General features: G+C 34.6%; 20 protein-coding genes. 6 read left to right on the top strand and 14 right to left on the bottom strand.

Translation table 11 applies throughout. The annotated features are described in order from the left end of the window. Positions 1-30: 30 nt before the first annotated feature. Both WBG07_RS08195 and WBG07_RS19460 read right to left on the bottom strand, forming a co-directional pair. The gene (locus tag WBG07_RS08195; protein WP_340200251.1) at positions 31-1251 is read right to left on the bottom strand and encodes a lanthionine synthetase C family protein; all 1221 of its coding nucleotides are present in this window, start codon (positions 1249-1251) and stop codon (positions 31-33) included. A gap of 97 nt (positions 1252-1348) precedes the next feature. Continuing rightward, positions 1349-1594, bottom strand: a complete 246-nt coding sequence (locus WBG07_RS19460) for a hypothetical protein (protein WP_413788816.1) — start codon at positions 1592-1594, stop codon at positions 1349-1351. Positions 1595-1702: 108 nt separating this feature from the next. On the opposite strand from WBG07_RS19460, the gene murI reads away from it, so the two are divergent. Then, on the top strand, positions 1703-2494 hold the full coding sequence (gene murI, locus WBG07_RS08190) for a glutamate racemase (RefSeq protein WP_340200249.1): 792 nt from the start codon (positions 1703-1705) through the stop codon (positions 2492-2494). Here murI and WBG07_RS08185 read toward each other — a convergent pair whose 3' ends face one another. The 3 genes from WBG07_RS08185 to WBG07_RS08175 are packed head-to-tail and all read right to left on the bottom strand — an operon-like array spanning position 2495 to position 4227. Continuing rightward, positions 2495-3346, bottom strand: coding sequence for a fructosamine kinase family protein (locus WBG07_RS08185; RefSeq protein ID WP_340200247.1), 852 nt, complete (start codon positions 3344-3346; stop codon positions 2495-2497). Between the two features lie 11 nt (positions 3347-3357). Further along, positions 3358-3843: a dihydrofolate reductase gene (locus WBG07_RS08180; protein WP_340200245.1), complete on the bottom strand. Its 486-nt coding sequence runs from the start codon at positions 3841-3843 to the stop codon at positions 3358-3360. Then, complete coding sequence (locus WBG07_RS08175; protein WP_340200243.1) at positions 3844-4227, bottom strand: 2TM domain-containing protein; 384 nt, start codon at positions 4225-4227, stop codon at positions 3844-3846. A gap of 52 nt (positions 4228-4279) precedes the next feature. Here WBG07_RS08175 and WBG07_RS08170 point away from each other — a divergent pair, with 52 nt between their 5' ends. Together WBG07_RS08170 and WBG07_RS08165 are read left to right on the top strand one after the other, a co-directional pair. Further along, positions 4280-5356: an aminotransferase class V-fold PLP-dependent enzyme gene (locus WBG07_RS08170; protein WP_340200241.1), complete on the top strand. Its 1077-nt coding sequence runs from the start codon at positions 4280-4282 to the stop codon at positions 5354-5356. Between the two features lie 165 nt (positions 5357-5521). Beyond that, positions 5522-5818: an isoamylase early set domain-containing protein gene (locus tag WBG07_RS08165; RefSeq protein WP_340200239.1), complete on the top strand. Its 297-nt coding sequence runs from the start codon at positions 5522-5524 to the stop codon at positions 5816-5818. A gap of 81 nt (positions 5819-5899) precedes the next feature. Here WBG07_RS08165 and WBG07_RS08160 read toward each other — a convergent pair whose 3' ends face one another. The 9 genes from WBG07_RS08160 to WBG07_RS08120 all read right to left on the bottom strand — a co-directional run bounded on the left by WBG07_RS08160 (position 5900) and on the right by WBG07_RS08120 (position 14947). Beyond that, positions 5900-6181, bottom strand: coding sequence for a DUF427 domain-containing protein (locus tag WBG07_RS08160; protein WP_340200237.1), 282 nt, complete (start codon positions 6179-6181; stop codon positions 5900-5902). A 29-nt stretch (positions 6182-6210) separates the two neighbouring features. Beyond that, positions 6211-7179: an L-histidine N(alpha)-methyltransferase gene (locus tag WBG07_RS08155; protein WP_340200235.1), complete on the bottom strand. Its 969-nt coding sequence runs from the start codon at positions 7177-7179 to the stop codon at positions 6211-6213. A gap of 16 nt (positions 7180-7195) precedes the next feature. Next, entirely contained in the window at positions 7196-8356 is a 1161-nt protein-coding gene (gene egtB, locus WBG07_RS08150; protein ID WP_340200233.1) for an ergothioneine biosynthesis protein EgtB, read from the bottom strand. Between the two features lie 610 nt (positions 8357-8966). Further along, the gene (locus WBG07_RS08145; protein WP_340200231.1) at positions 8967-9821 is read right to left on the bottom strand and encodes an energy transducer TonB; all 855 of its coding nucleotides are present in this window, start codon (positions 9819-9821) and stop codon (positions 8967-8969) included. Positions 9822-9839: 18 nt separating this feature from the next. Beyond that, positions 9840-10664 (bottom strand): thymidylate synthase, encoded by an 825-nt coding sequence (locus WBG07_RS08140; protein WP_340200230.1) that lies wholly within the window; start codon positions 10662-10664, stop codon positions 9840-9842. Between the two features lie 95 nt (positions 10665-10759). Then, positions 10760-12475 (bottom strand): nucleoside transporter C-terminal domain-containing protein, encoded by a 1716-nt coding sequence (locus tag WBG07_RS08135; RefSeq protein ID WP_340200228.1) that lies wholly within the window; start codon positions 12473-12475, stop codon positions 10760-10762. Positions 12476-12488: 13 nt separating this feature from the next. Next, the gene (locus tag WBG07_RS08130) at positions 12489-13121 is read right to left on the bottom strand and encodes a bifunctional nuclease family protein (protein WP_340200226.1); all 633 of its coding nucleotides are present in this window, start codon (positions 13119-13121) and stop codon (positions 12489-12491) included. Positions 13122-13210: 89 nt separating this feature from the next. Beyond that, positions 13211-14179, bottom strand: a complete 969-nt coding sequence (locus WBG07_RS08125; RefSeq protein ID WP_340200224.1) for an electron transfer flavoprotein subunit alpha/FixB family protein — start codon at positions 14177-14179, stop codon at positions 13211-13213. Positions 14180-14200: 21 nt separating this feature from the next. Beyond that, positions 14201-14947, bottom strand: coding sequence for an electron transfer flavoprotein subunit beta/FixA family protein (locus WBG07_RS08120; protein ID WP_340200223.1), 747 nt, complete (start codon positions 14945-14947; stop codon positions 14201-14203). A 136-nt stretch (positions 14948-15083) separates the two neighbouring features. Between WBG07_RS08120 and WBG07_RS08115 the strand changes: the two genes are divergently transcribed. The 3 genes from WBG07_RS08115 (at position 15084) to WBG07_RS08105 (ending at position 21141) form a co-directional block, all read left to right on the top strand. Next, entirely contained in the window at positions 15084-16094 is a 1011-nt protein-coding gene (locus WBG07_RS08115; RefSeq protein WP_340200960.1) for a pyruvate dehydrogenase complex E1 component subunit beta, read from the top strand. A gap of 69 nt (positions 16095-16163) precedes the next feature. Further along, positions 16164-18659 carry a DUF5686 family protein gene (locus tag WBG07_RS08110; protein WP_340200222.1) on the top strand — a complete coding sequence of 832 codons (2496 nt, stop codon included), beginning with the start codon at positions 16164-16166 and terminating at the stop codon, positions 18657-18659. A gap of 76 nt (positions 18660-18735) precedes the next feature. Further along, positions 18736-21141: a sodium-translocating pyrophosphatase gene (locus WBG07_RS08105; RefSeq protein WP_340200221.1), complete on the top strand. Its 2406-nt coding sequence runs from the start codon at positions 18736-18738 to the stop codon at positions 21139-21141. Positions 21142-21158: the final 17 nt, after the last annotated feature.

Genomic DNA, 21158 nt, shown 5'->3' with positions numbered 1-21158 from the left:
ATATGGTCAATTTATTGTTGCAATTTATCTTCAGCTAATCATAAGGCATTCATCCCATTTTGTGTCAAATTCTGCAAGATGATCAATAATAGCCAAACCAATACCCGCAACTCCTTCCAACAAATTAGTTTCCGGAAGCCATTCTTGATCCTTTCCACGCCATTGCATATACCCAGCATAACCATCTTCATGAATTGCATTTTTTATACCATGATCAATCCAAAAAGCTGCTGCATTTTTGAATAGTACTTCTCCAGTTTCTTTGTATATTCTATTGAATATTTGTGCATTACCATAAGACCCGTGGCAAACTCCAGCATCACGTACACCTGTATCTTCTGATGTGGTTCTTTTAGCAGAGTATCTCAATATTTGGAGTGCTTTTTCTCTAAGTTTTTTGTCTTCTGTTGCAGAAGAAGCATGTAAAAGAGCCAATCCTGGTCCTAAATCTCCATAGCACCATGCTAATCTGCTTCCATTTTCTCTTTTTTTCTCTTCCTCCATCATAACCCAACTTGGAAAAAATACTTTCTTATCGTCTTCTATTATTTCTTTACTAAGCATGAAGGATATGGCGTTATCTAATAGAGGTTTTGCTTTTTCTTTGAAGACGTCATAATGCATGAGTTTTGATAAAAATATAATGATACTTGACATACCGTGCGATAAACTTAAATTATAACCGCGCAAGCCGGTTTCAATATCCAAGGTAGATTCCCATTTAAGTCCGTTTTTATCTTTGGTAGCGCCACCTTCCAACATCTGCAACATATTGAGCAAATAAGATTCATAACGTTTTTTAAGGTCTTCACTATTGGTGTTTCTTAATCGTTTAATAAAATAAAAGGCATATCCTACCGCAGCATGCAGGAAATCATAATTTCCAGTTTTCATATCGTTTTCCATTACGGCGTACAAAAACTCATCTAATTCAGAGAGCAAATCATCATTCTCTGCTTCCATAAAATCTTCTTCCGCCAAATGATCAAATACCCAAGCAGCACCAGCTATACCCGTGCAGTATGTAGGAAACTGATATCCATCATTAATTCTATTTACAGACTCGTTTAATAATTCTACACCCTTGTCTGCATAAGTGTCAACATCCAGATATTTGGAATAATAAAAATTAAAAAGTGCAATTCCAGAGATACCAGCAAGCACTCCAATTTGTTGATTATTAGCAGCCTCTTTATTAAGAATAACGCTAATTTCCTTTAACTTTTCTTCAAGAATTTTTTTGGTATTCATACTATATGTAGAAAATTATTTTTGTGATTTATATAAATAAAAAGAGCTATGAATATAGCTCTTTTTTTACAATGTAGGAAAAATAGTTTTTTGAATTTTACTGGTAGCAAGTTACCATGCAAGTTCTGCAATGAAGCGGATCACTTAAAGGGTGACCTGCTGTAGGACAATTACCTGTTCCACAATTAGTAGTCCCGCAAGCATTGGTGTTACAATTATCAGTTTCGCAATTGTTAGTTTGGCAAAAATAAGTTAGGTACCCTCCTTTAATACCAGTAGAGTTTAATGTTGAAATTCGTTCCTTGTTTAATCTTAAGGAATTCTGTAGTTTTCTTTTTTTCATAATACTAAGTGTTACTATTAGAGATTGAAGATAAAGATTAATTTTTATATAAGTTTAATCTTACAATTTTAAAGTGTCTCTAATAGATAATTTTTATATTTTTGGTTTATGCAATTAGAAGGTTCCATTGGTTTTTTTGATTCAGGAGTTGGGGGCATTTCAATCTGGAAAGAAGTACAGGAACTAATGCCCTATGAGTCTACTATCTATCTAGCAGATAGTAAGAATGCACCTTATGGCTCCCGTTCTAAAAAGGAAATCATAGATTTATCTATTAAAAACACTGAGTTGTTACTCGCAAATAATTGCAAACTTATTGTGGTGGCTTGTAATACGGCAACTACCAATGCTATTGATTTTCTTCGTACTAAATATCAAATTCCATTTATTGGTATTGAACCTGCCATTAAACCTGCTGCACTGCAATCTTCTGCTGGTGTTATAGGGGTGTTAGCTACACGTGGTACATTAAGCAGTAGTTTATTTCACGAAACCATGAGTCGTTACACTAATGGAGTAAAAATAATTGAAAAAGTGGGAGATGGTTTGGTTCCGCTTATAGAGGAAGGGAAGGTGCATTCAAAAATAATGCACAATTTATTAGCACAATATATGAAACCTATGATAGATGGTAAGATAGATTATCTGGTACTTGGATGTACACATTACCCTTATTTGATACCAGTACTAAAAAAAATACTGCCAGATCACATAAAAATTATAGATTCTGGTGCCGCTGTGGCAAAGCAAACTAAGACTATTTTAGAAAAATTTAGCTTGGAAAACGTAAAGAATATTGCTCCAAAGCATGTATTCTATACTAATAAAGATGCGTTTGTCCTAAAGAGTTTTTTGAAAGATGTAGAATTGGATATAGAGGTGAGCTTTAAAGATTTCTAGTTATTTATATTTGTCTATAATTTGCTTAACTCTGGCATAATAAGAACTACCAAATAGATTTAAATGCACTAAAAGGTAATACAACTGCCATATGTCTAAACGATCTTTCCAGGAATGAGTTAAAGGATATAACTCGTGGTAACTTTCAAATAGTTGCATAGAGAAACCGCCAAATAACAGCATCATTGCAATATCTGTTTCCCTGTGCCCATAGTGAACCGCTGGATCAATAATATAAATAAAGCCATTACTTGCAGTTATGGTGTTGCCTTGCCATAAATCTCCATGAACAAGGGCAGGAGGTTCTTTGGGAATTATGTCTGATATATTGCTAAAGGGCTTCTCTACTTTAAGTTTAAAACCTTGTTCCGCGGCCATTCTCAATTGTGGTTCTAATCTCATTTCAATATAAAAACTGGAAGCAGTTAATCTGGCTTCATTGTATTGGGGTAAGTTTCCTATAAAATTGTTTTGTTTAAATCCGAATGCATTTTGAGTTACTTGATGTAGTGTTGCCAGATTTCTTCCAAATTCTTCATCATGGCTAGGATATTCAGTACCTTCTTCAATATACTCCATAAGCAAAAAAGAAGTTTCTTTATCCCTTCCCAAGGATATTATTTTTGGAGTTTTAAAAGTTTTAGTGTTGCCTAATGTTAATAAGCCTTCTTTTTCTGATTCAAATATTTTAAGACTATTTGAATGATCATTTAGCTTTAAGACATATGTTTTTTTTCCAAATGTTTGAATTTTGTAAACTTTGTTGATGTCACCTCCGGTTAGTAAAGAGGTTTCTTTGATGTCTTCATCAATAGACTGAGAGATTTTTGTATTTAAGGTCTTGGCTAACAAAAAAACACATTTTACTTTTTTCGGATATAGGTTAGGTAGGTAAAAGAATGTTTATGTCGGTCATCTTTTGGATGAAAAGATTTTTCTACCAAATCCCAGAGCTCCTCATCGATTTCAGGAAAAAAAGCATCGCCTTCAAAATCATTATGTACACGAGTAAGTTCTATTTTATGGGCATAAGGTAATCCTAATGCATAGATTTCTCCTCCGCCTATTATGAATGGTTGAGGATCATCTTTTGCTATTTCAAGTGCTTTTTCTATTGAATCTACTACAATGCCATCATTGGTTTGATAGTTAACTTGACGACTGATAATAACATGAACTCTGTTAGGTAATGGTTTAGGGAAAGTTTCAAATGTTTTTCTTCCCATGATGATATGGTGTCCAGTGGTTAGTGTTTTAAATCTTTTAAAGTCATCTGGAAGATGCCATACAAGATCATTATCTTTTCCTAATACTTCATTCTCTGCTGCTGCCGCTATAAGTGTAATCATTTATAAAGTGTCTTTTGAAGGTTTCTCGGCTCTTTGTTTTTCAATTTCTAATTCCAGTTTGGAAATTTTTGCCTCTTGTTTCTTCACCAATTTCTCTCTTTGTACTCTTTCCCATTCTTTTCCCATGAATTTGTTAGTAATAAATACGTTGATTAGGTGAATTATAAACAGAAACGCCCAAAATGTAATTGCCCAAACAAACCAATCGTAGGTTTCTCCATAGCCAAGTACTTTGTTAACAATGATCAAAAAAACACTACCAACCAAAAAAATTACAAAATGGATATACAGTTTTTTCTTTTGACTGATTCGTTTTTGAGCATTTTCAAGAAGCTCATGCTGCTCCTTATCAATTATTTCATCCGATTTGTTTTTTGAAAACATAGAATCTTTACCTTTAGACTTGTAAAATTACATCTTTTAGTTGATATCTTTTATGCGAGATTTTAAGAAAGAGTTTCCGGTATTATCTCAATATACTTATTTGAATACTGCTTATTCAGGCTTAATGCAGACCTCTCTTGTGGAGTGGCGCCAAGAACAGGATTTTGACTACCTCTTTAAAGGTAGCTTGTATAGAGAGCAACATCATACTTTTATAGAAAAAGTGCGAAAAGGAGTTGGGGATTTCTTTAATTGCAAACCCAGTCATGTTTCTTTAATACCAAATTTTTCATATGCGTTTAATACCTTGCTATCGGGTTTAGGAGTAAGAAAAAAAGTGTTGTTATTAGAGAATGACTATCCATCTATTAATGAGCCGGTTGAAAGAGGTGATTTTGAAGTAGTGTATGCAAAGATTGATGAAAATCTGGAAGAAAATATAGGAGAAGCCGTTTCTACATATCAGCCAGATATATTTGTGTTCAGCATTGTTCAATACATTAATGGAATTAAAATAGACTTCCCTTTTTTAAAGCAATTAAAAATAGAGCATCCAAATCTATTAATTATTGCAGATGGTACTCAGTTTTGTGGAACATCAGAGTTTGATTTTGAGAATTCAGGAATTGATATTCTGCTCGCAAGTGCATATAAGTGGCTACTTTCTGGCTATGGCAATGGTTTCATGTTATTTAAAAAAAATAGCATACCAGAAGTTTTTGCAAATCACTTTACTAAACAAACATCCTCAGGTCAATTTTCTATCCATCAGATGCATTTAATGAATCATTTTGAACCGGGGCACCTGGATACCAAAAGTTTTGGTAGTTTGTTGTTTTCCATTCAGTTTTTACAATCTATTGGAATGAAATCTATTACCTCACAAATCAAACTGCTTAGTGATAAAGCTAAAGAAAAGCTAATAGAACTAGAATTGTTAGAAGAAGCTGTTGTGAAACGAAAAGACCATTCATCCATCTTCAATATACGCGGAGATTCTAAATTATTTTCTAAGTTACAATCAAAATATATTCTTTGTGCACAACGCGGTAGCGGAATTCGAGTAAGTTTTCATTTTTATAACACTGAAAAAGACCTCAATACATTCTTGTTGAATCTAAGAAAGTAGTTAAACACTTGTTGATTTGGTATTTTAGTCTTGCGAATTTTATCAATGCTACTATTTTATAAACATTATTTTGTCAAAATTGTAATTCTTTGGTAAGTTGTTGTATATGAGCGTATTTATGTTTTTTTTTGTTCCGTAAAACAACTACACTAATTATTGATTATTATGGCAATATCAAAGCAATATTTAAAAAGTAAGCCTATTTGTAAAGTTACATTTACAGTACCTGCAGCTGATGCTGATAACGTGGCTGTTGTAGGAGATTTCAACGAGTGGAACCCTAAAGGGAGCATGCTTAAAAAACTTAAAAACGGAAGTTTCAAGGGCACTTTTAACCTTGAAAAAGATAATGCTTATGAGTTTCGATATATAATTGACGGAGCTTACGTAAACGAAGAATCTGCAGATCGTTTCCAATGGAATGATTATGCAGGTGCAGAAAATGCAGTCGTAGTCGTATAAGTATTTAAATTAATTGTTGGTTAACATAAAATTGCCTGCTGAAAATACCATTGTTTGTATGTATTTTCAGTAGGCTTTTTTTTATTCAGAAATTGTTACCCCTTTCCAAAAGGCAACATATCCTTTAATACTTTTTGCTAGTTCGCTTACTTCTGGATAGTACCAAGCGGCATCTTTATTTTCTTTTCCATTTACCTCTAGTGTATAATAAGAAGCAGTTCCTTTCCATGGGCAGTTACTATGTGTATTACTAGGTTTGAAAAAGTCTTGCCTAATGGCTTCTGGTGGAAAGTAATGGTTATTTTCAATAATTACAGTTTCTGTACTTTCGGCAATTACTTCACCGTTCCATAATGCTTTCATAAATGTGAGTTTTATGTAATGAGATTTAATTATTTTTTTGAGAAAATATAATTTTTATAATATTTTTTTTCATCTGTAAAAGAATGATCAACTTTAAGCCCAGACTCAGTAGCCAGCCAGTGAACCACTTTGTCATCATACTTCTGGGAAATCTCCGTATGAATAGTCTCCCATGGATCAAAACAAATAGTTAGATTTAGACTTCTTATGGTTACATTTTGAGCTTCTTTTGATACCAGATAACTTTTTGCGGTACCACTTTCTGGATCGTATACTTCCCAATGTAGAAATTTATCCACTTCAAAGTTTGCATCCATTTCAGTATTAATTCTAACTAAGACATTTTTATTAAATGCCGCGGTCACTCCGGTGGTGTCATTATAAGCATCTAAAATAGTTTGAGGATTCTTTTTTTGATCAAAACCCATAAATAAAAGGTCTTTTTTAGACATGCCTTCCTGAATTTGTTTCAAGAATTTTATAGCGTCAGGATGCAATAGGTTGCCAATATTAGAACCTAGCACCATGATTACTTTTTTTCTTTTGTTATAGGTAGCTAATTTGTCTAATACCTCAAAGTAAGTGCCTTGTTGAGGTGTTACTTTTATACCTGGAATTTCTTTTCTAAGGGATTTGTTGAGTTCTTCTAATACATTCTGACTTATATCAATAGGCATAAAATTAAAATCAAATGATTTTGCAATCATTTCTCGGAGTAAGATTTTTGTCTTCTTACCGTCTCCTGCGCCAAGTTCAATAAGGTCAAAACCATTATCATCATTAAAATATTCTGAAATGATACTTTTAAACCTTTCTATAATATTCATCTCACAATTGGTAAGATAATATTCTGGTAGTTTCATGATGTCCTGAAAAAGCTTGTCGCCTTTCTTATCATAAAAATATTTGGACGAAAGAAATTTTGGAGATGTAGTGAGTCCATTATAGACCTCTTCTTCAAAATTATCTTGAAATGTAATCTTAGTTTCTGTTTTCATCTACTATAAGTCGTGATTATTTTGCTAACCTTAATCCGGTGAATTGCCATTGTAAATTCGGATGAAAGAAATTTCGGTATGTAGGTCTGGTGTGATTTTTTGAAGTAGCCACAGAACCACCTCTTAGTACTTTTTGATTTACCATAAATTTTCCATTGTACTCTCCTAAGGCCCCATCAGCTTTTTTATAACCAGGATAAGGGAGATAAGCACTTTCTGTCCACTCCCAACGTTTACCCCAATCAAAGTTGTTTTGGGCAACTTCCCATTCAAATTCTGTAGGAAGCCGGAGACCTTTCCACTGTGCGAATGCATAGGCCTCGTAATACGAAATATGTGTAATAGGAGTTCGCATGTTTATTTTCTGTAAGCCATTAAAGGTATAATGATATGGTGTGCCTTCAATTTGATGCCAATATAAAGGAGCTTTAATATGGTTTGTGTTTATCCAATCCCAGCCTTCAGCATGCCAGAATTGAAAACGTTGATACCCTTTGTCTTCAATGAACTCCATATATTCTTCATTGGAAACAAGTGTATTAGATATTTGAAAGTCTTGTAAATAGACCTTATGTGTGCCCAATTCATTGTCATAGCAAAACGCTGAACCTTGATATCCAATGTCATAAAGATCTGCCTCAAAAGAAATCCATTTCCTTTCTTGAGTAATTTCTATATGTTCAAGAAAATGAGGATTATAAACCGGAAGCAAGGGGTTATTGCCTAATATATATTTAATATCGGTAAGTAAAAGTTCCTGGTGCTGTTTTTCATGATGAATGCCAACCTCCAGAATTTCAAAAAGTGCATCTGAAACTTCTTCTGAAAGCAAATTAGCCATTGCTTTGTCTACATAAGCTCGGTACTCATATACTTTTGATACAGATGGTCGGGAAAGATTTCCTCGATTTGCGCGTACTACCCTTTTCCCTATAGTTTCATAATAACTATTAAAAACAAAAGCGAAATCTGAGTCAAATCTAATATAGTTTTTTGAGAATTTCTGTAGTACAAACTCTTCAAAAAACCAAGTGGTATGACCTAGGTGCCATTTAGGGGGTGAAACATCTACTGCAGGTTGTACCACATAATCCTCCGTCTCAAGCGGTTTACATAGTTGCTCTGTTACTTTTCGAGTTTCTGTGAAAAATGCCAGTGAGTTACTGGTTACTATCATTTGAAGAAATTTGATTTTGCTTTAAAGATACTATTTTTCTATGTAGCTTAGGTAAAAAGACCTTTAAAACATGGTGATGAGAAATCTAGAAGTACTTCACAATCAAAAAAATGCTAATACGATAACACATTAGTTATTGTAGGATTTTTACACGGTGAATAAATGAAATATCTTCAGGAAAAAAAATCTATCCGCTTTTAATAATTTGTTGCTAGTTTCATTTTTTCTAGGATGAATTTTGGCCAAGCATAATTGTTTGCTTTGTGAGCCATTGCCTTTTTAGGTTAGCTGTGCAAAAACCAAATATCCCATTTACATAGGAAGATGCTACGGTCTTTTTTGTAATGACCTGTCAATAACTGAATATGGACATCCAACAAATGATTTCTTGTCTTGAAGGTAATGAGATGGAGCGCCGCTTATAGATTTTCTAGGAGATGATTTGAAAGCGCTCATAACAAAGATCTGTAGTGTGTATTTTGAAGAATCAAGGGTAAGTGTTATTTGGATTAGCCCGTTTTATCAAAAGAGACGCAGAGTGGTCCTTTTTGACAATAGCAAAATGTATACTTTACATGGATATTACACCAAAGACAGGACCGGATTAGAACTAATTTAAACGAAACCGAAACGGAATAGAAAAAGAAGTATCCACTTTAAGCTCTTTATATATACCAGGCTTAAATTTTGGAAGTAATTTTATAATACGCTCAGCCTCATCAGCAAATTCAGGATGCTTAGCTTTTGAGCGCACATTGATCAATGTTCCATCCTGTGAGATAGTGAAACTTACGATAGCATTACCTTGATATCCATTTCCCAATGCTTCCTTAGGATAACGAAAGTTATTTGCTATATGTCCTTGAAGCTGTTGCTCGAAACAATTTCTTAATTCTTTTTCCTTAAGATTTTCACAACCAGGAAAAACAGGAGCAGTTATTAAATCAGTATATGTGATTAATCCTTCAACGTCCTTTAGTTGTTCTTTACTTGTTTCTGAGATATTTCCATTTTCTTCTATTAAAAAAGTATAGATATAAGGGCCAAGGATTTTTTTGCTGGTTATTTTTGTTGTAAAGAGATCTTTGTTTTCCTGAGATAGAAATACTTCTTTAAAACGTTTACAAATATGATAAGAGGCTGTTTCTATTATAAATAAATTTTCATCACTTAATGGTTTTTCAAAGATTTCTAGTGTAACCGCGGCCTGAAAAAAACCTCTGGTGGTGTAAGGTGTCATACTATCTTTAGGGATGTCTTTTAGAAAGGACAGCAAAGACATTTTGATATTTTGTCTTCTAAGGCTGTCAAGTTTATACTGCGCTTTGAGGTCTTGGTGTTCAAAATTTGTATTTTGAGCCTGAGATATTAAGGTAAAAAAAAGGATTCCGGAAACAAGTAGTACCTTTTTATATCTAATAGGTGTTAGGTGGTGTCTGATTTTTAATAAAGAGTACTGGTACATAAATAGCTTGTTAAAAAACTAAATGGCAACCGCACCTTTAATATGCGGATGTGGATTATAGTCTACCAATTCAAAATCTTCAAATGAAAAATTGAATATATCTTTTACATCAGGATTGAGATGCATTTTTGGGAGTGGTCTTGGATCTCTTGAAAGTTGTAATTTCACTTGCTCCATGTGGTTTTTATAAATATGAGCATCTCCAAAGGTGTGTATAAAATCTCCTGGTTGATAACCACATACTTGTGCAATCATCATAGTAAATAAAGCATAAGAAGCAATATTAAAAGGTACTCCTAAAAATATATCTGCGCTTCGCTGATACAGTTGACAAGACAGTTTTCCATCAGCTACATAAAATTGAAAAAACGCATGGCATGGAGGTAAAGCGGCTTTGCCGTTTTGTACATTTTCTTCAAAAGAAAGAGTTGTGTCTGGGAGTACGCTTGGATTCCAGGCGGTTACAAGCATTCTTCTGCTGTTAGGATTGTGTTTAAGAATAGTAATCACTTCTTTAATCTGGTCAATGTCATCATCATTCCAATTTCTCCATTGATGTCCGTAAACCGGACCAAGATCGCCATTGGAGTTTGCCCACTCATTCCAAATACGTACACCATTTTCTTTTAAATAGGCAATGTTAGTGTCTCCTTTAAGGAACCAAAGCAATTCGTGAATGATTGATTTTAAATGAAGTTTTTTGGTAGTAACCATTGGAAATCCTTGAGATAGATCAAATCGCATTTGATATCCAAATACACTAAGTGTTCCTGTTCCTGTTCGATCTCCTTTTTCATTGCCATGCGCTAGAACATGGTTCAGTAAATCATGGTACTGCTTCATAAATCGGTAAATTTTTTATGTGGATAAAAGTAACGAAAAACGAATTTCTATTTAGGTAGAGTGCCTTTATTTTTATCAAGAGGTTATTAACGTAATTACCCAATAATCATTCCTGCCAGGGTAGCTGATAAAAGTGAAGCAAGTGTACCTCCAATTACGGCTTTAATACCAAATTCAGAAAGTGTTTTACGCTGGCCTGGAGCTAAAGATCCAATGCCTCCAATTTGAATACCGATAGATGCAAAGTTGGCAAAGCCGCAAAGCATATAGGTGGCCATAATTATGGATTTTTCATAGGTAAGGCGCAAGGTACTTACAGGGTCTTTAAGTTCAGCTAACTGAATATATCCAATAAATTCACTAGCCGCTAATTTAATTCCTAAAAGTTGTCCCATTAATGCGATATCTTCTTTTGCTACACCAATTAACCACATGAGAGGAGCAAAGATATACCCTAAGATAAGTTCTAAAGATAAACTTTTGTACACTGTGTTTTCGGCAATCCAATCATTAAAACTAGTAATATCACCTACCCATCCTAAAATACCGTTAACCATTGCAATAAACGCAACAAAAACTAAAAGCATTGCTCCTACATTTACTGCTAAGCGTAAACCTTCGGTGGTGCCATTAGCAATTGCATCTAAAATATTGGAGCCTATTTTTTCCTGAGAAACATGTACATCTGTATTGATCTCTTCGGTTTGAGGATATAACATTTTTGAAATTACAACAGCTCCAGGAGCTGCCATTACCGATGCTGCCAGCAGGTGTTTTGCAAACTGCAATCTTAATACCGGGTCATCGCCTCCTAAAAATCCTATATAGGCTGCTAACACAGCTCCGGCAACAGTAGACATACCGCCCACCATAACTAATAACATTTCGGAGCGATTCATTTTCTCAAGATATGCTTTAATAAGCAACGGAGCTTCTGTCTGACCTAAAAAAATATTTCCAGCAACACTCAAGCTTTCTGCACCAGAAATCTTTAATAATTTAGTGAGTAGCCATGCAAGTGCCTTCACAGCTCTTTGAATAATTCCAAGATAGAACAACAATGAGGTCAATGCCGAAAAAAAGATAATTGTAGGGAGTACCTGAAAGGCAAAGATAAAACCAAAGGTATCCATATCTACAACAAGGCCTTCAAATAGAAATTTACTTCCTGCTCTTGTGAAATCAAGAATACTTACAAATAATTTTCCAATACCTTCAAAAGCTTTTTGAATAAATGAAATCTTTAAGACGCCTATGGCAATTAACAGTTGAAAAGACAATCCGACGGCTACTGTTTTCCAATTAATTGCCTTGCGGTTGCTGCTAAATAAAAATGCGATTATTAACAAGGAGAACATTCCTAAGATTCCTCTTAAAATTCCCATTGTTGACATACCTTGACTAGCAATTATTTCTATTTCTTCCCTATCTTCTGCGGAAATAGGAGATTGGTTTTTAACCTTAGATTTAAAAGCATAGAATATGTTATTTTCTTTAAATATAAAGGTAGAGTCTGATAGTTCCGTGATTTTATAAAATCGTACAGTATCTTTGGGTTTTTGATAATAAAATACCAGTTGATTATTTTGGTAGATATAATTACCAGATGCTTCAAGACTATCTTTGCCGTCTAGTTTATAATAAAAACCACCATCTTTTAATTCAAGATAATCGGTAGATGAAATGGGAACAATACTTTTGCTATTTTCTTTTGAAATTTTCTCAAAACGCCATTTTTTTTCTATATCCTGAGAATTACTACTAAAAGCAAAAAGAAGAAATAAAAAAAAATAAAAGAAGTGTTTTTTCATAAAATAAAAGCGGTTACTTCTCTCTTTTGGAGATCTCGTCCCTAATTTTTGCAGCCTTTTCATAATCTTCGTTATTCACAGCTGCATCTAGCAAAGAGTATAATTCTTGAAGAGAATGAGATTTATAACTTTCATCAGGCACTCCGGGAGTTTCTTTACCACCACCTGATAAAATCTCATCAACCAAAATACTTTCATTTTTTTCTTCTGTTTCATCTTCTTCTTTTTGAGAAAACTTAAGATAGATTCCTGCTTTGTCTAGAATGGTTTTATAGGTAAAAATGGGTGCATTAAAGCGCAATGCCAATGCAATAGCATCTGATGTTCTGGCATCAATAATTTCTTCAATCTTATCACGCTCACATATGATGCTTGAATAAAAAACACCATCCACTAATTTGTGAATGATTACCTGTTTAACAACAATATCAAACCTATCTGCAAAATTCTTAAAGAGATCGTGCGTAAGTGGCCTAGGAGGTTTTATTTCCTTTTCAAGGGCAATTGCAATAGACTGGGCTTCAAAAGCCCCAATTACAATAGGTAGTTTTCGCTCACCATCAACTTCATTTAGTATGAGTGCATACGCACCATTTTGTGTCTGGCTGTAAGATATTCCTTTTATGTTTAATCGAACTAGACTCATTATTTTTTTTAAAAATCAAAGGGCTGTCTGAATTAAGGTTTTTCTACTTTGATTCAGGCAGCCCTTATCGGGGCACAATTTAGCAAAAATTATGCGTTTTGAGCTTTAAATTCTTTTAATTTTTCTGTTAGTTGAGGCACTACTTCAAAGGCGTCTCCAACAATACCATAGTCAGCAGCCTTAAAGAAGGGTGCATCAGGATCAGTATTAATTACTACCTTAACTTTAGAAGAGTTAATACCTGCAAGGTGTTGAATAGCACCAGAAATACCTACAGCAATGTAAAGATTTGATGCAACGGGCTTCCCTGTTTGCCCTACATGTTCACTATGAGGTCTCCAGCCAAGATCTGAAACTGGCTTTGAACATGCAGTTGCAGCACCTAAAACTTCCGCGAGATTTTCAATAAGTCCCCAATTTTCAGGCCCTTTTAATCCGCGTCCTCCAGATACTACGATCTCTGCATCTGCAATGGTTACTTTATCAGAAGCTTGATCTACTGATTTTGTTTTCACTGAGAAAAGAGCATCATCAATCGCAGGAGTAAATGATTCTTCTGTTGCTGAACCGCTATTTTCTTTAATTCCGAATGAATTCTTTGAAAGTCCAATAAGTTTTATATCGGTAGTGATTTGCGTTACACCAAATGCTTTATTGGTAAAAGCAGTGCGTTTCACAGTAAAAGGACTAAGATTTTCTGGAAGTGCCACTACATTTGGCACGTAGCCAGCTTTTAGATGAATAGCAAGAATGGGTGCTAAAAATTTGCTATTAGCACTTGAGCTTAAAATTACTGCCTTAGAGTTTTCTTTTGCTGCCGCTTCTGCTAAAACAGATGCATAGGCCTTAGCGTTAAATTCATTAAGTTGATCATTAGTAACCGTAAGAACTTTATCAACACCATAAGTAGCTAATTCTGAGCTTTCGTTTGCATTTATGGTTAATGCAGTAACTGTGGTGTTCATTTGAGTAGCGAGCTCTTTAGCATAGGATGCCAACTCAAAAGCTATTTTTTTTAATTTTCCGTTTTCAGACTCGGTATATATAAGAACAGACATAATCAGATTTTAAATTATAAATTAAATTACTTTAGCTTCCGTATGTAGAAGATTAATTAGTTCATCAATATTATCTGATGAAACTAATTTAACGGCACCTTTTGGGGCTGGTTTCTCGAACTTGCTAATTTTAGTTTGTTCATCGGCCACAGCTGGTTCAATTACACTAAGTGATTTTTTACGAGCCATCATTATACCACGCATATTAGGAATTCTTAAGTCGCTTTCTTCCACTAAACCTTTTTGACCGCCGATTACTAAAGGTAATTGGGTAACAACGGTTTCTTTACCACCATCTATTTCACGAATAGCAGTGGCGTCATTTCCATCAATCTCAAGACTAATACATGTATTTACAAAATTTGCATCAATTAAGGTAGCCAACATACCTGGCACCATACCTCCATTATAATCAATAGATTCTCTTCCTGCAATAATAAGATCGTAATTACCTTCTTCGACTACTTTAGCTAATTGATTGGCAACAAAAAACCCATCTGTTGCCTCTGCGTTTACACGAATTGCTTCATCAGCTCCAATTGCAAGCGCTTTTCTAAGCGTTGGCTCTGTTTCTGCACCTCCAACACTAACTACTGTTACGGTAGCTCCTTGCTTTTCTTTAAACCACATAGCGCGTGTCAATCCAAACTCGTCATTAGGATTGATAACATATTGTACACCATTGGTGTCAAATTTGGTGTCCCCATCGGTGAAATTAATCTTAGATGTTGTATCTGGAACGTGACTAATACATACTAATATTTTCATTTAATAGCGAATTTTAAGATTTAAAATGTCGAGTGCGAAGATACTGATATTTTCTCAAATATACTATGCATGCATAGTAAATTTTATTAAATTTACTGAATAATAGTTTTTCAATTATTACTATTTTTGCTTTTCCATTTTTAAAGAAGATGATTCAAATAAACAATACATGAAAACGATACAGTTCAGAGAAGCAATTGCTGAAGCAATGAGTGAAGAAATGCGCCGAGATGAAACCATTTACTTAATGGGTGAAGAGGTGGCAGAATATAATGGTGCTTATAAGGCTTCAAAAGGAATGCTAGATGAATTTGGCGCAGATCGAGTAATTGATACGCCTATTTCGGAATTAGGCTTTTCGGGTATTGGAGTAGGTTCTGCCATGAATGGGAATCGCCCTATCATAGAATTTATGACCTTTAACTTTGCACTTGTAGGAATTGATCAGATCATAAATAATGCGGCAAAGATGCGTCATATGAGTGGTGGACAGTTTAATATTCCAATTGTTTTTCGCGGACCTACGGCTTCTGCGGGTCAATTAGCCGCTACGCACTCACAAGCTTTTGAAAGTTGGTATGCCAATTGCCCTGGACTTAAGGTAGTCGTTCCTTCTAATCCTAACGATGCAAAAGGACTTCTTAAAAGTGCCATTAGAGATGATGATCCTGTTATTTTTATGGAATCAGAACAAATGTATGGGGATAAAGGTGAAGTACCTGAAGGAGAATATATGATTCCAATAGGAGTTGCTGAGATTAAAAGAGAAGGTAAAGACGTCACTATTGTTTCTTTTGGAAAAATTATTAAGGAAGCGTATAAGGCAGCAGACGAATTACAAAAAGAGGGGATAAGTTGTGAAATCATAGATTTACGTACCGTACGCCCTATGGATCATGACGCTATTTTGAAATCGGTTAAAAAAACCAATCGTCTTGTAATTCTTGAGGAAGCTTGGCCATTTGGTAATGTTGCTACAGAAATCACTTATCAGGTGCAATCGCAAGCTTTTGATTATTTAGATGCGCCTATTATAAAAATTAATACCGCAGATACCCCCGCACCCTATTCTCCTGTCTTATTGGAAGAATGGTTGCCAAATTCTCAAGATGTAGTAAAAGCAGTAAAAAAGGTATTGTATAAATAATTAATAAAATATAACGTTAAAAAGACTTCACTGGCACGTTTGTTGGTGAAGTTTTTTTATTTTTTGATTATGAAAAAGGTTTTAGGGATATTTTTTGTTTTGTTTTTCTGTGGGAACCTGTATTCTCAAACTAAAGTGAGTGGTATTGTGGTTGATGAAAATGGAGATCCGGTTCCATTTGCCAATGTAATTTTTAAAGACTCATCAGAAGGGACAATATCAAATGATAACGGAAGATTTTATATGGAATCTAATAAGAATTATCAAACTCTAATAGTGTCTTTCATAGGATATGCAACCCAAGAGATTGAGCTTGCTAATAGTGTAACCTACGATATGAATATTGTACTTGCGGAAGGTGAGCAACTAGATGAGGTAGTAGTTTATTCTGGCAAAATATCTAAAAAAAACAACCCGGCAATTGATTTACTGCGTAAAATATGGGCGCGGAAAAGAGTAAACGGCCTAAAAATGATGGATCAATATGCATATGATAAATATGAGAAAGTTGAGTTCGATTTAAATACGATAGATAGTGCGATGATCAAAAGCAAACTATTTAAAGGGTTGGAGTTTGTTTTTGATGAAGTAGACACCTCAAGAATTACAGGTAAAACCTATTTGCCTATTTTCATCAATGAGGCTTTCTATAAAGTATGGGGTGATAATAAAATCAATAAACAAAAAGAAACGCTTACAGGAAATAAAAATTCTGGTTTTAGTAATAATCAAAGCATTATTGCTTTTGTTCAAGATTTATATGCAGATTATGATATCTACAATAACTATTTAAAATTCTTTGATAAAAGTTTTACGAGTCCGCTCTCCAGAACTGGAATAGATGTGTATAATTATGTGCTTACTGATACAGCTACCATTGATGATAAACAATGCTTTAATGTTATTTTCTATCCCAGAAGATCCAATGAATTGACTTTTAAAGGAAATTTTTGGGTTAGTGATAGTACATATGCCATAAAAAGAATACGAATGGCGGTAACTAAAAGTGCAAATATTAACTGGGTAAAAGAAATCTATATAGAGCAAGAATTTGATGTGGTAAACGATTCGGTGTTTTTGCTGAAAAGAGATTATATGTTGAGTGATTTTGCACTTCGCAAAAAGGAAGAAGCTAAAGGTATTTATGGAAAAAGAACTACCGTTTACGATAATTATGTTTTTGATATTGAAAAACCTTCTTCCTTCTACGATAAAAAAATAAACCCATATAATGATCAGGTTTATAATAGAGATGATGCCTTCTGGGAAACGAATCGTCTGGAAAAACTAAATAAAGATGAGAAAAGTGTCTACAAGTTAATTGATACTCTTAAAAACGTTCCTAAATTTAAAAGACTTTTTAATATAGGAACGGTGTTAGCTTCTGGTTATTGGGAAATAGATAAATGGAATTTGGATTACGGCCCTGTTTTTTCAACTTTTGGCGCCAACGTGGTAGAAGGCTTAAGGTTGAGAGTAGGAGGTAGAACCTATTTTGGGCAGAATGACAGATGGCGTTTGGAAGGTTATACGGCCTATGGATTCAAAGATCAGAAATTTAAATATGGTATTTCTGGTAAATGGTTGCTAGACAGAAAAAACAGAATTATCATTTCAGCTGGGAATAGACGAGATGTAGAACAGATTGGAGTAAGTCTAACCTCTACTACAGATGTTTTAGGTAGAAGTTTTGCTTCCTCTGCTATCTTCACCGCGGGGGTAAATAATACGTTAACAAATATTAATCTCACTACAGCAGCTTTTGAGTTTGAACCTATTAAGAACGTAATTTTTAAAACAGGAGGAACTTATAAAACTTTAAGATCTGCCATTCCGGAAGAGTTTAGTTTAGATTACATAGATGCTAATGATCCAAGCGGTATTTCCTCGCAAGTGAAACAATTTGAAATGAATGCGTCCTTAGAAATTACTCCCAAACGCCGAACAATTGGGTATGGGGTGGAAAGACGGGACGTAAATGATGATTATTCAAGACTGTTTTTAAACTATACTTTGGGAATGACAGGTGTACTTGAAAGTGACTTTGAATACAGAAAAATTCAGTTATTTTTTAGAAAACCTACACAAATTGGAGGTTTTGGAAGATTATTAACAACCGTTGAGGCGGGTAAAACATTTGGAGACGTGCCACTAAGTTTACTTAGTGTTGTTCCTGGAAACCAAACTTACTTTTCTATTTTCAATACCTTTCCAAATTTAGACTTTTACGAGTTTGTTACAGACACGTACACGTCTGTTCATTTAGAACATAATTTTGGAGGTCGTATTTTTTCTCGTATCCCGGGAATAAGAGACTTAAATCTTCGCGAAATTGTAGGTGTAAGAGGTGTTTGGGGAGAGCTTTCTAATGAAAATATTGCATTAAATGCACCTTCTAATATCGTTTTACGGGCACCGAATGATAAAATATATTGGGAGTATTCTTTTGGAGTTGGAAATATTTTTAAAGTCTTTAGAATAGATTTTAACTTTAGAGGTAACTACCTTGATTTGCCAGATGCTAGGCGTTTTAGCGTTACAGGAGCCTTCGGATTCTTTTTTTAACAAAACCTCTGTATACCTTTTGTTTATAGCATTCTTTTTATACTTTTGCACCGCTAAATTATAGACTATAGAAAGAATGGAATCAAACACTATTTATTTGCCAATTGTAATGGCAATTTTAGGACTGGTATTTATGATGATAAAATCCTCATGGGTTAAAAAGCAGGATCCCGGTAATGAAAAAATGCAAAGTATTTCAAAAAGTATTAAAGAAGGAGCATTAGCTTTTTTGAATGCAGAATACAGGCTACTTCTTGTATTTGTTGTAATCGCAGCATTAGCTTTAGGCGCTATTTCATATTTTGTGCCTACTACACACTGGTTAATTATTGTTGCTTTTGTTTTTGGAGCGTTCTTTTCTGCATTAGCAGGTAATATTGGAATGCGAATAGCAACAGAATCAAATGTTAGAACTACACAAGCTGCAAGAACCAGCTTGCCGCAGGCCTTGAAAGTATCTTTCTCTGGAGGTACAGTTATGGGGCTGGGTGTTGCAAGTCTCGCCGTTTTAGGATTAAGCCTTTTCTTTCTTATTTTCATAAAAATGTTTCTAGTAGGTGCGGATTCTTTCTACAATGAAATGACTATAGTTTTAGAAGCACTTGCTGGTTTTTCTTTAGGAGCTGAATCTATCGCATTGTTTGCCCGTGTTGGGGGTGGGATTTATACGAAAGCGGCCGATGTAGGTGCTGACTTAGTAGGTAAAGTAGAAGCGGGAATACCAGAAGATGACCCTCGTAACCCTGCAACCATAGCAGATAATGTAGGAGATAATGTTGGTGATGTAGCAGGAATGGGAGCAGACCTTTTTGGGTCTTATGTAGCTACTGTGCTTGCCTCTATGGTATTAGGGAATTATATTATTAAAGATATGTCTGAGGCTGCAGGAGCTCCGTTTTCTGATGCTTTTGAAGGTTTAGGACCAATTTTACTCCCAATTGTAATTGCAGGAGTTGGTATTATTGCTTCAATTATTGGAACTTTTTTAATCCGAATAAAGAGTAATGATGCCAAAGAAGCGCAAGTTCAAGCTGCTCTAAATAAAGGTAACTGGTCTTCTATTATTTTAACAGCTATAGCAGTTTATTTTCTTATTCAATGGATGTTGCCTGAAACAATTTCTATGAAATTTTTTGGAGAAGGAGTTAAAGAAATTGCAAATATAAATGTATTCTATGCGACACTTATTGGACTTACAGTAGGAGCTCTTATTTCTGCATTTACAGAATATTACACAGGATTAGGAAAAAAACCAGTTCTAAATATCGTTAAGAATTCATCTACTGGAGCTGCTACTAACATTATTGCAGGATTAGCAACAGGTATGATCTCTACATTTTCATCTGTATTGTTATTTGCAGCTGCTATCTGGGGCTCCTATTCACTTGCTGGTTTTTATGGTGTTGCAATTGCTGCGTCAGCTATGATGGCGACTACTGCGATGCAATTAGCAATTGATGCTTTTGGGCCTATAGCAGATAATGCGGGTGGAGTTGCAGAAATGAGTGAACTTCCAGACGAGGTAAGAGGTAGAACAGATATTTTAGATTCTGTAGGGAATACTACAGCGGCAGTTGGTAAAGGTTTTGCAATTGCTTCTGCTGCGTTAACAGCATTGGCTCTTTTTGCGGCTTATGTAACCTTTACGGGTATTGACGGAATTAATATTTTTAAAGCAGACGTACTTGCAGCTTTGTTTATAGGTGGTATGATACCCGTAGTTTTTTCTGCATTAGCAATGCAAAGTGTAGGGAAAGCTGCTATGGAAATGGTACAGGAAGTAAGAAGGCAATTTAAAGAGATTCCTGGTATTCTTGAAGGTACCGGAAAACCTGATTATGCTAAATGTGTTGAGATTTCTACCAAAGCAGCATTAAAAGAAATGTTACTTCCAGGATTATTAACAATTATAACCCCTATTATAATAGGATTTGTAATGGGAGCCGAAGCTTTAGGTTCTTATATGGCAGGCGTTGCAGTATCTGGTGTTGTTTGGGCTATTTTTCAAAACAATGCTGGTGGTGCATGGGATAATGCTAAGAAATCATTTGAAGCAGGTGTTGAAATTGATGGAGTGATGACGTATAAAGGCTCCGATGCCCATAAGGCAGCGGTTACAGGAGATACTGTTGGTGACCCTTTTAAAGATACTTCAGGACCTTCAATGAACATTCTTATTAAATTGACATGTTTAATTGGTCTTGTTATCGCCCCTATTTTGGGAGGTCATACAGAAACTGCCAATGCTGAGCATATAGATAATCAAGAGGTTATGATTACAGTTGAGACCAAAAATGATACAGCATACAGTGCTCAAAACGAAATGAAAGTAGAGATTATCACTAATGAAGATGGAACGGTTAAGGGTGTGGTAACCTCTGAAACTACCATTAATGGTAAAACTACTATTGAAACGCAAACAGTTGAAGGAGCTTCTTTGGAAGAAGTGAAATCCAAAGTGGAGAAGTTGCGTAAATCATAAATAAGATGTAAAATTTA

The sequence above is a fragment of the Ascidiimonas meishanensis genome (genome assembly GCF_037782385.1).
Classification (GTDB): Bacteria; Bacteroidota; Bacteroidia; order Flavobacteriales; family Flavobacteriaceae; genus Ascidiimonas; species Ascidiimonas meishanensis.
Note: the sequence above shows the minus strand (reverse complement) of the source record. Positions and strands in the feature narration are given on the sequence as shown.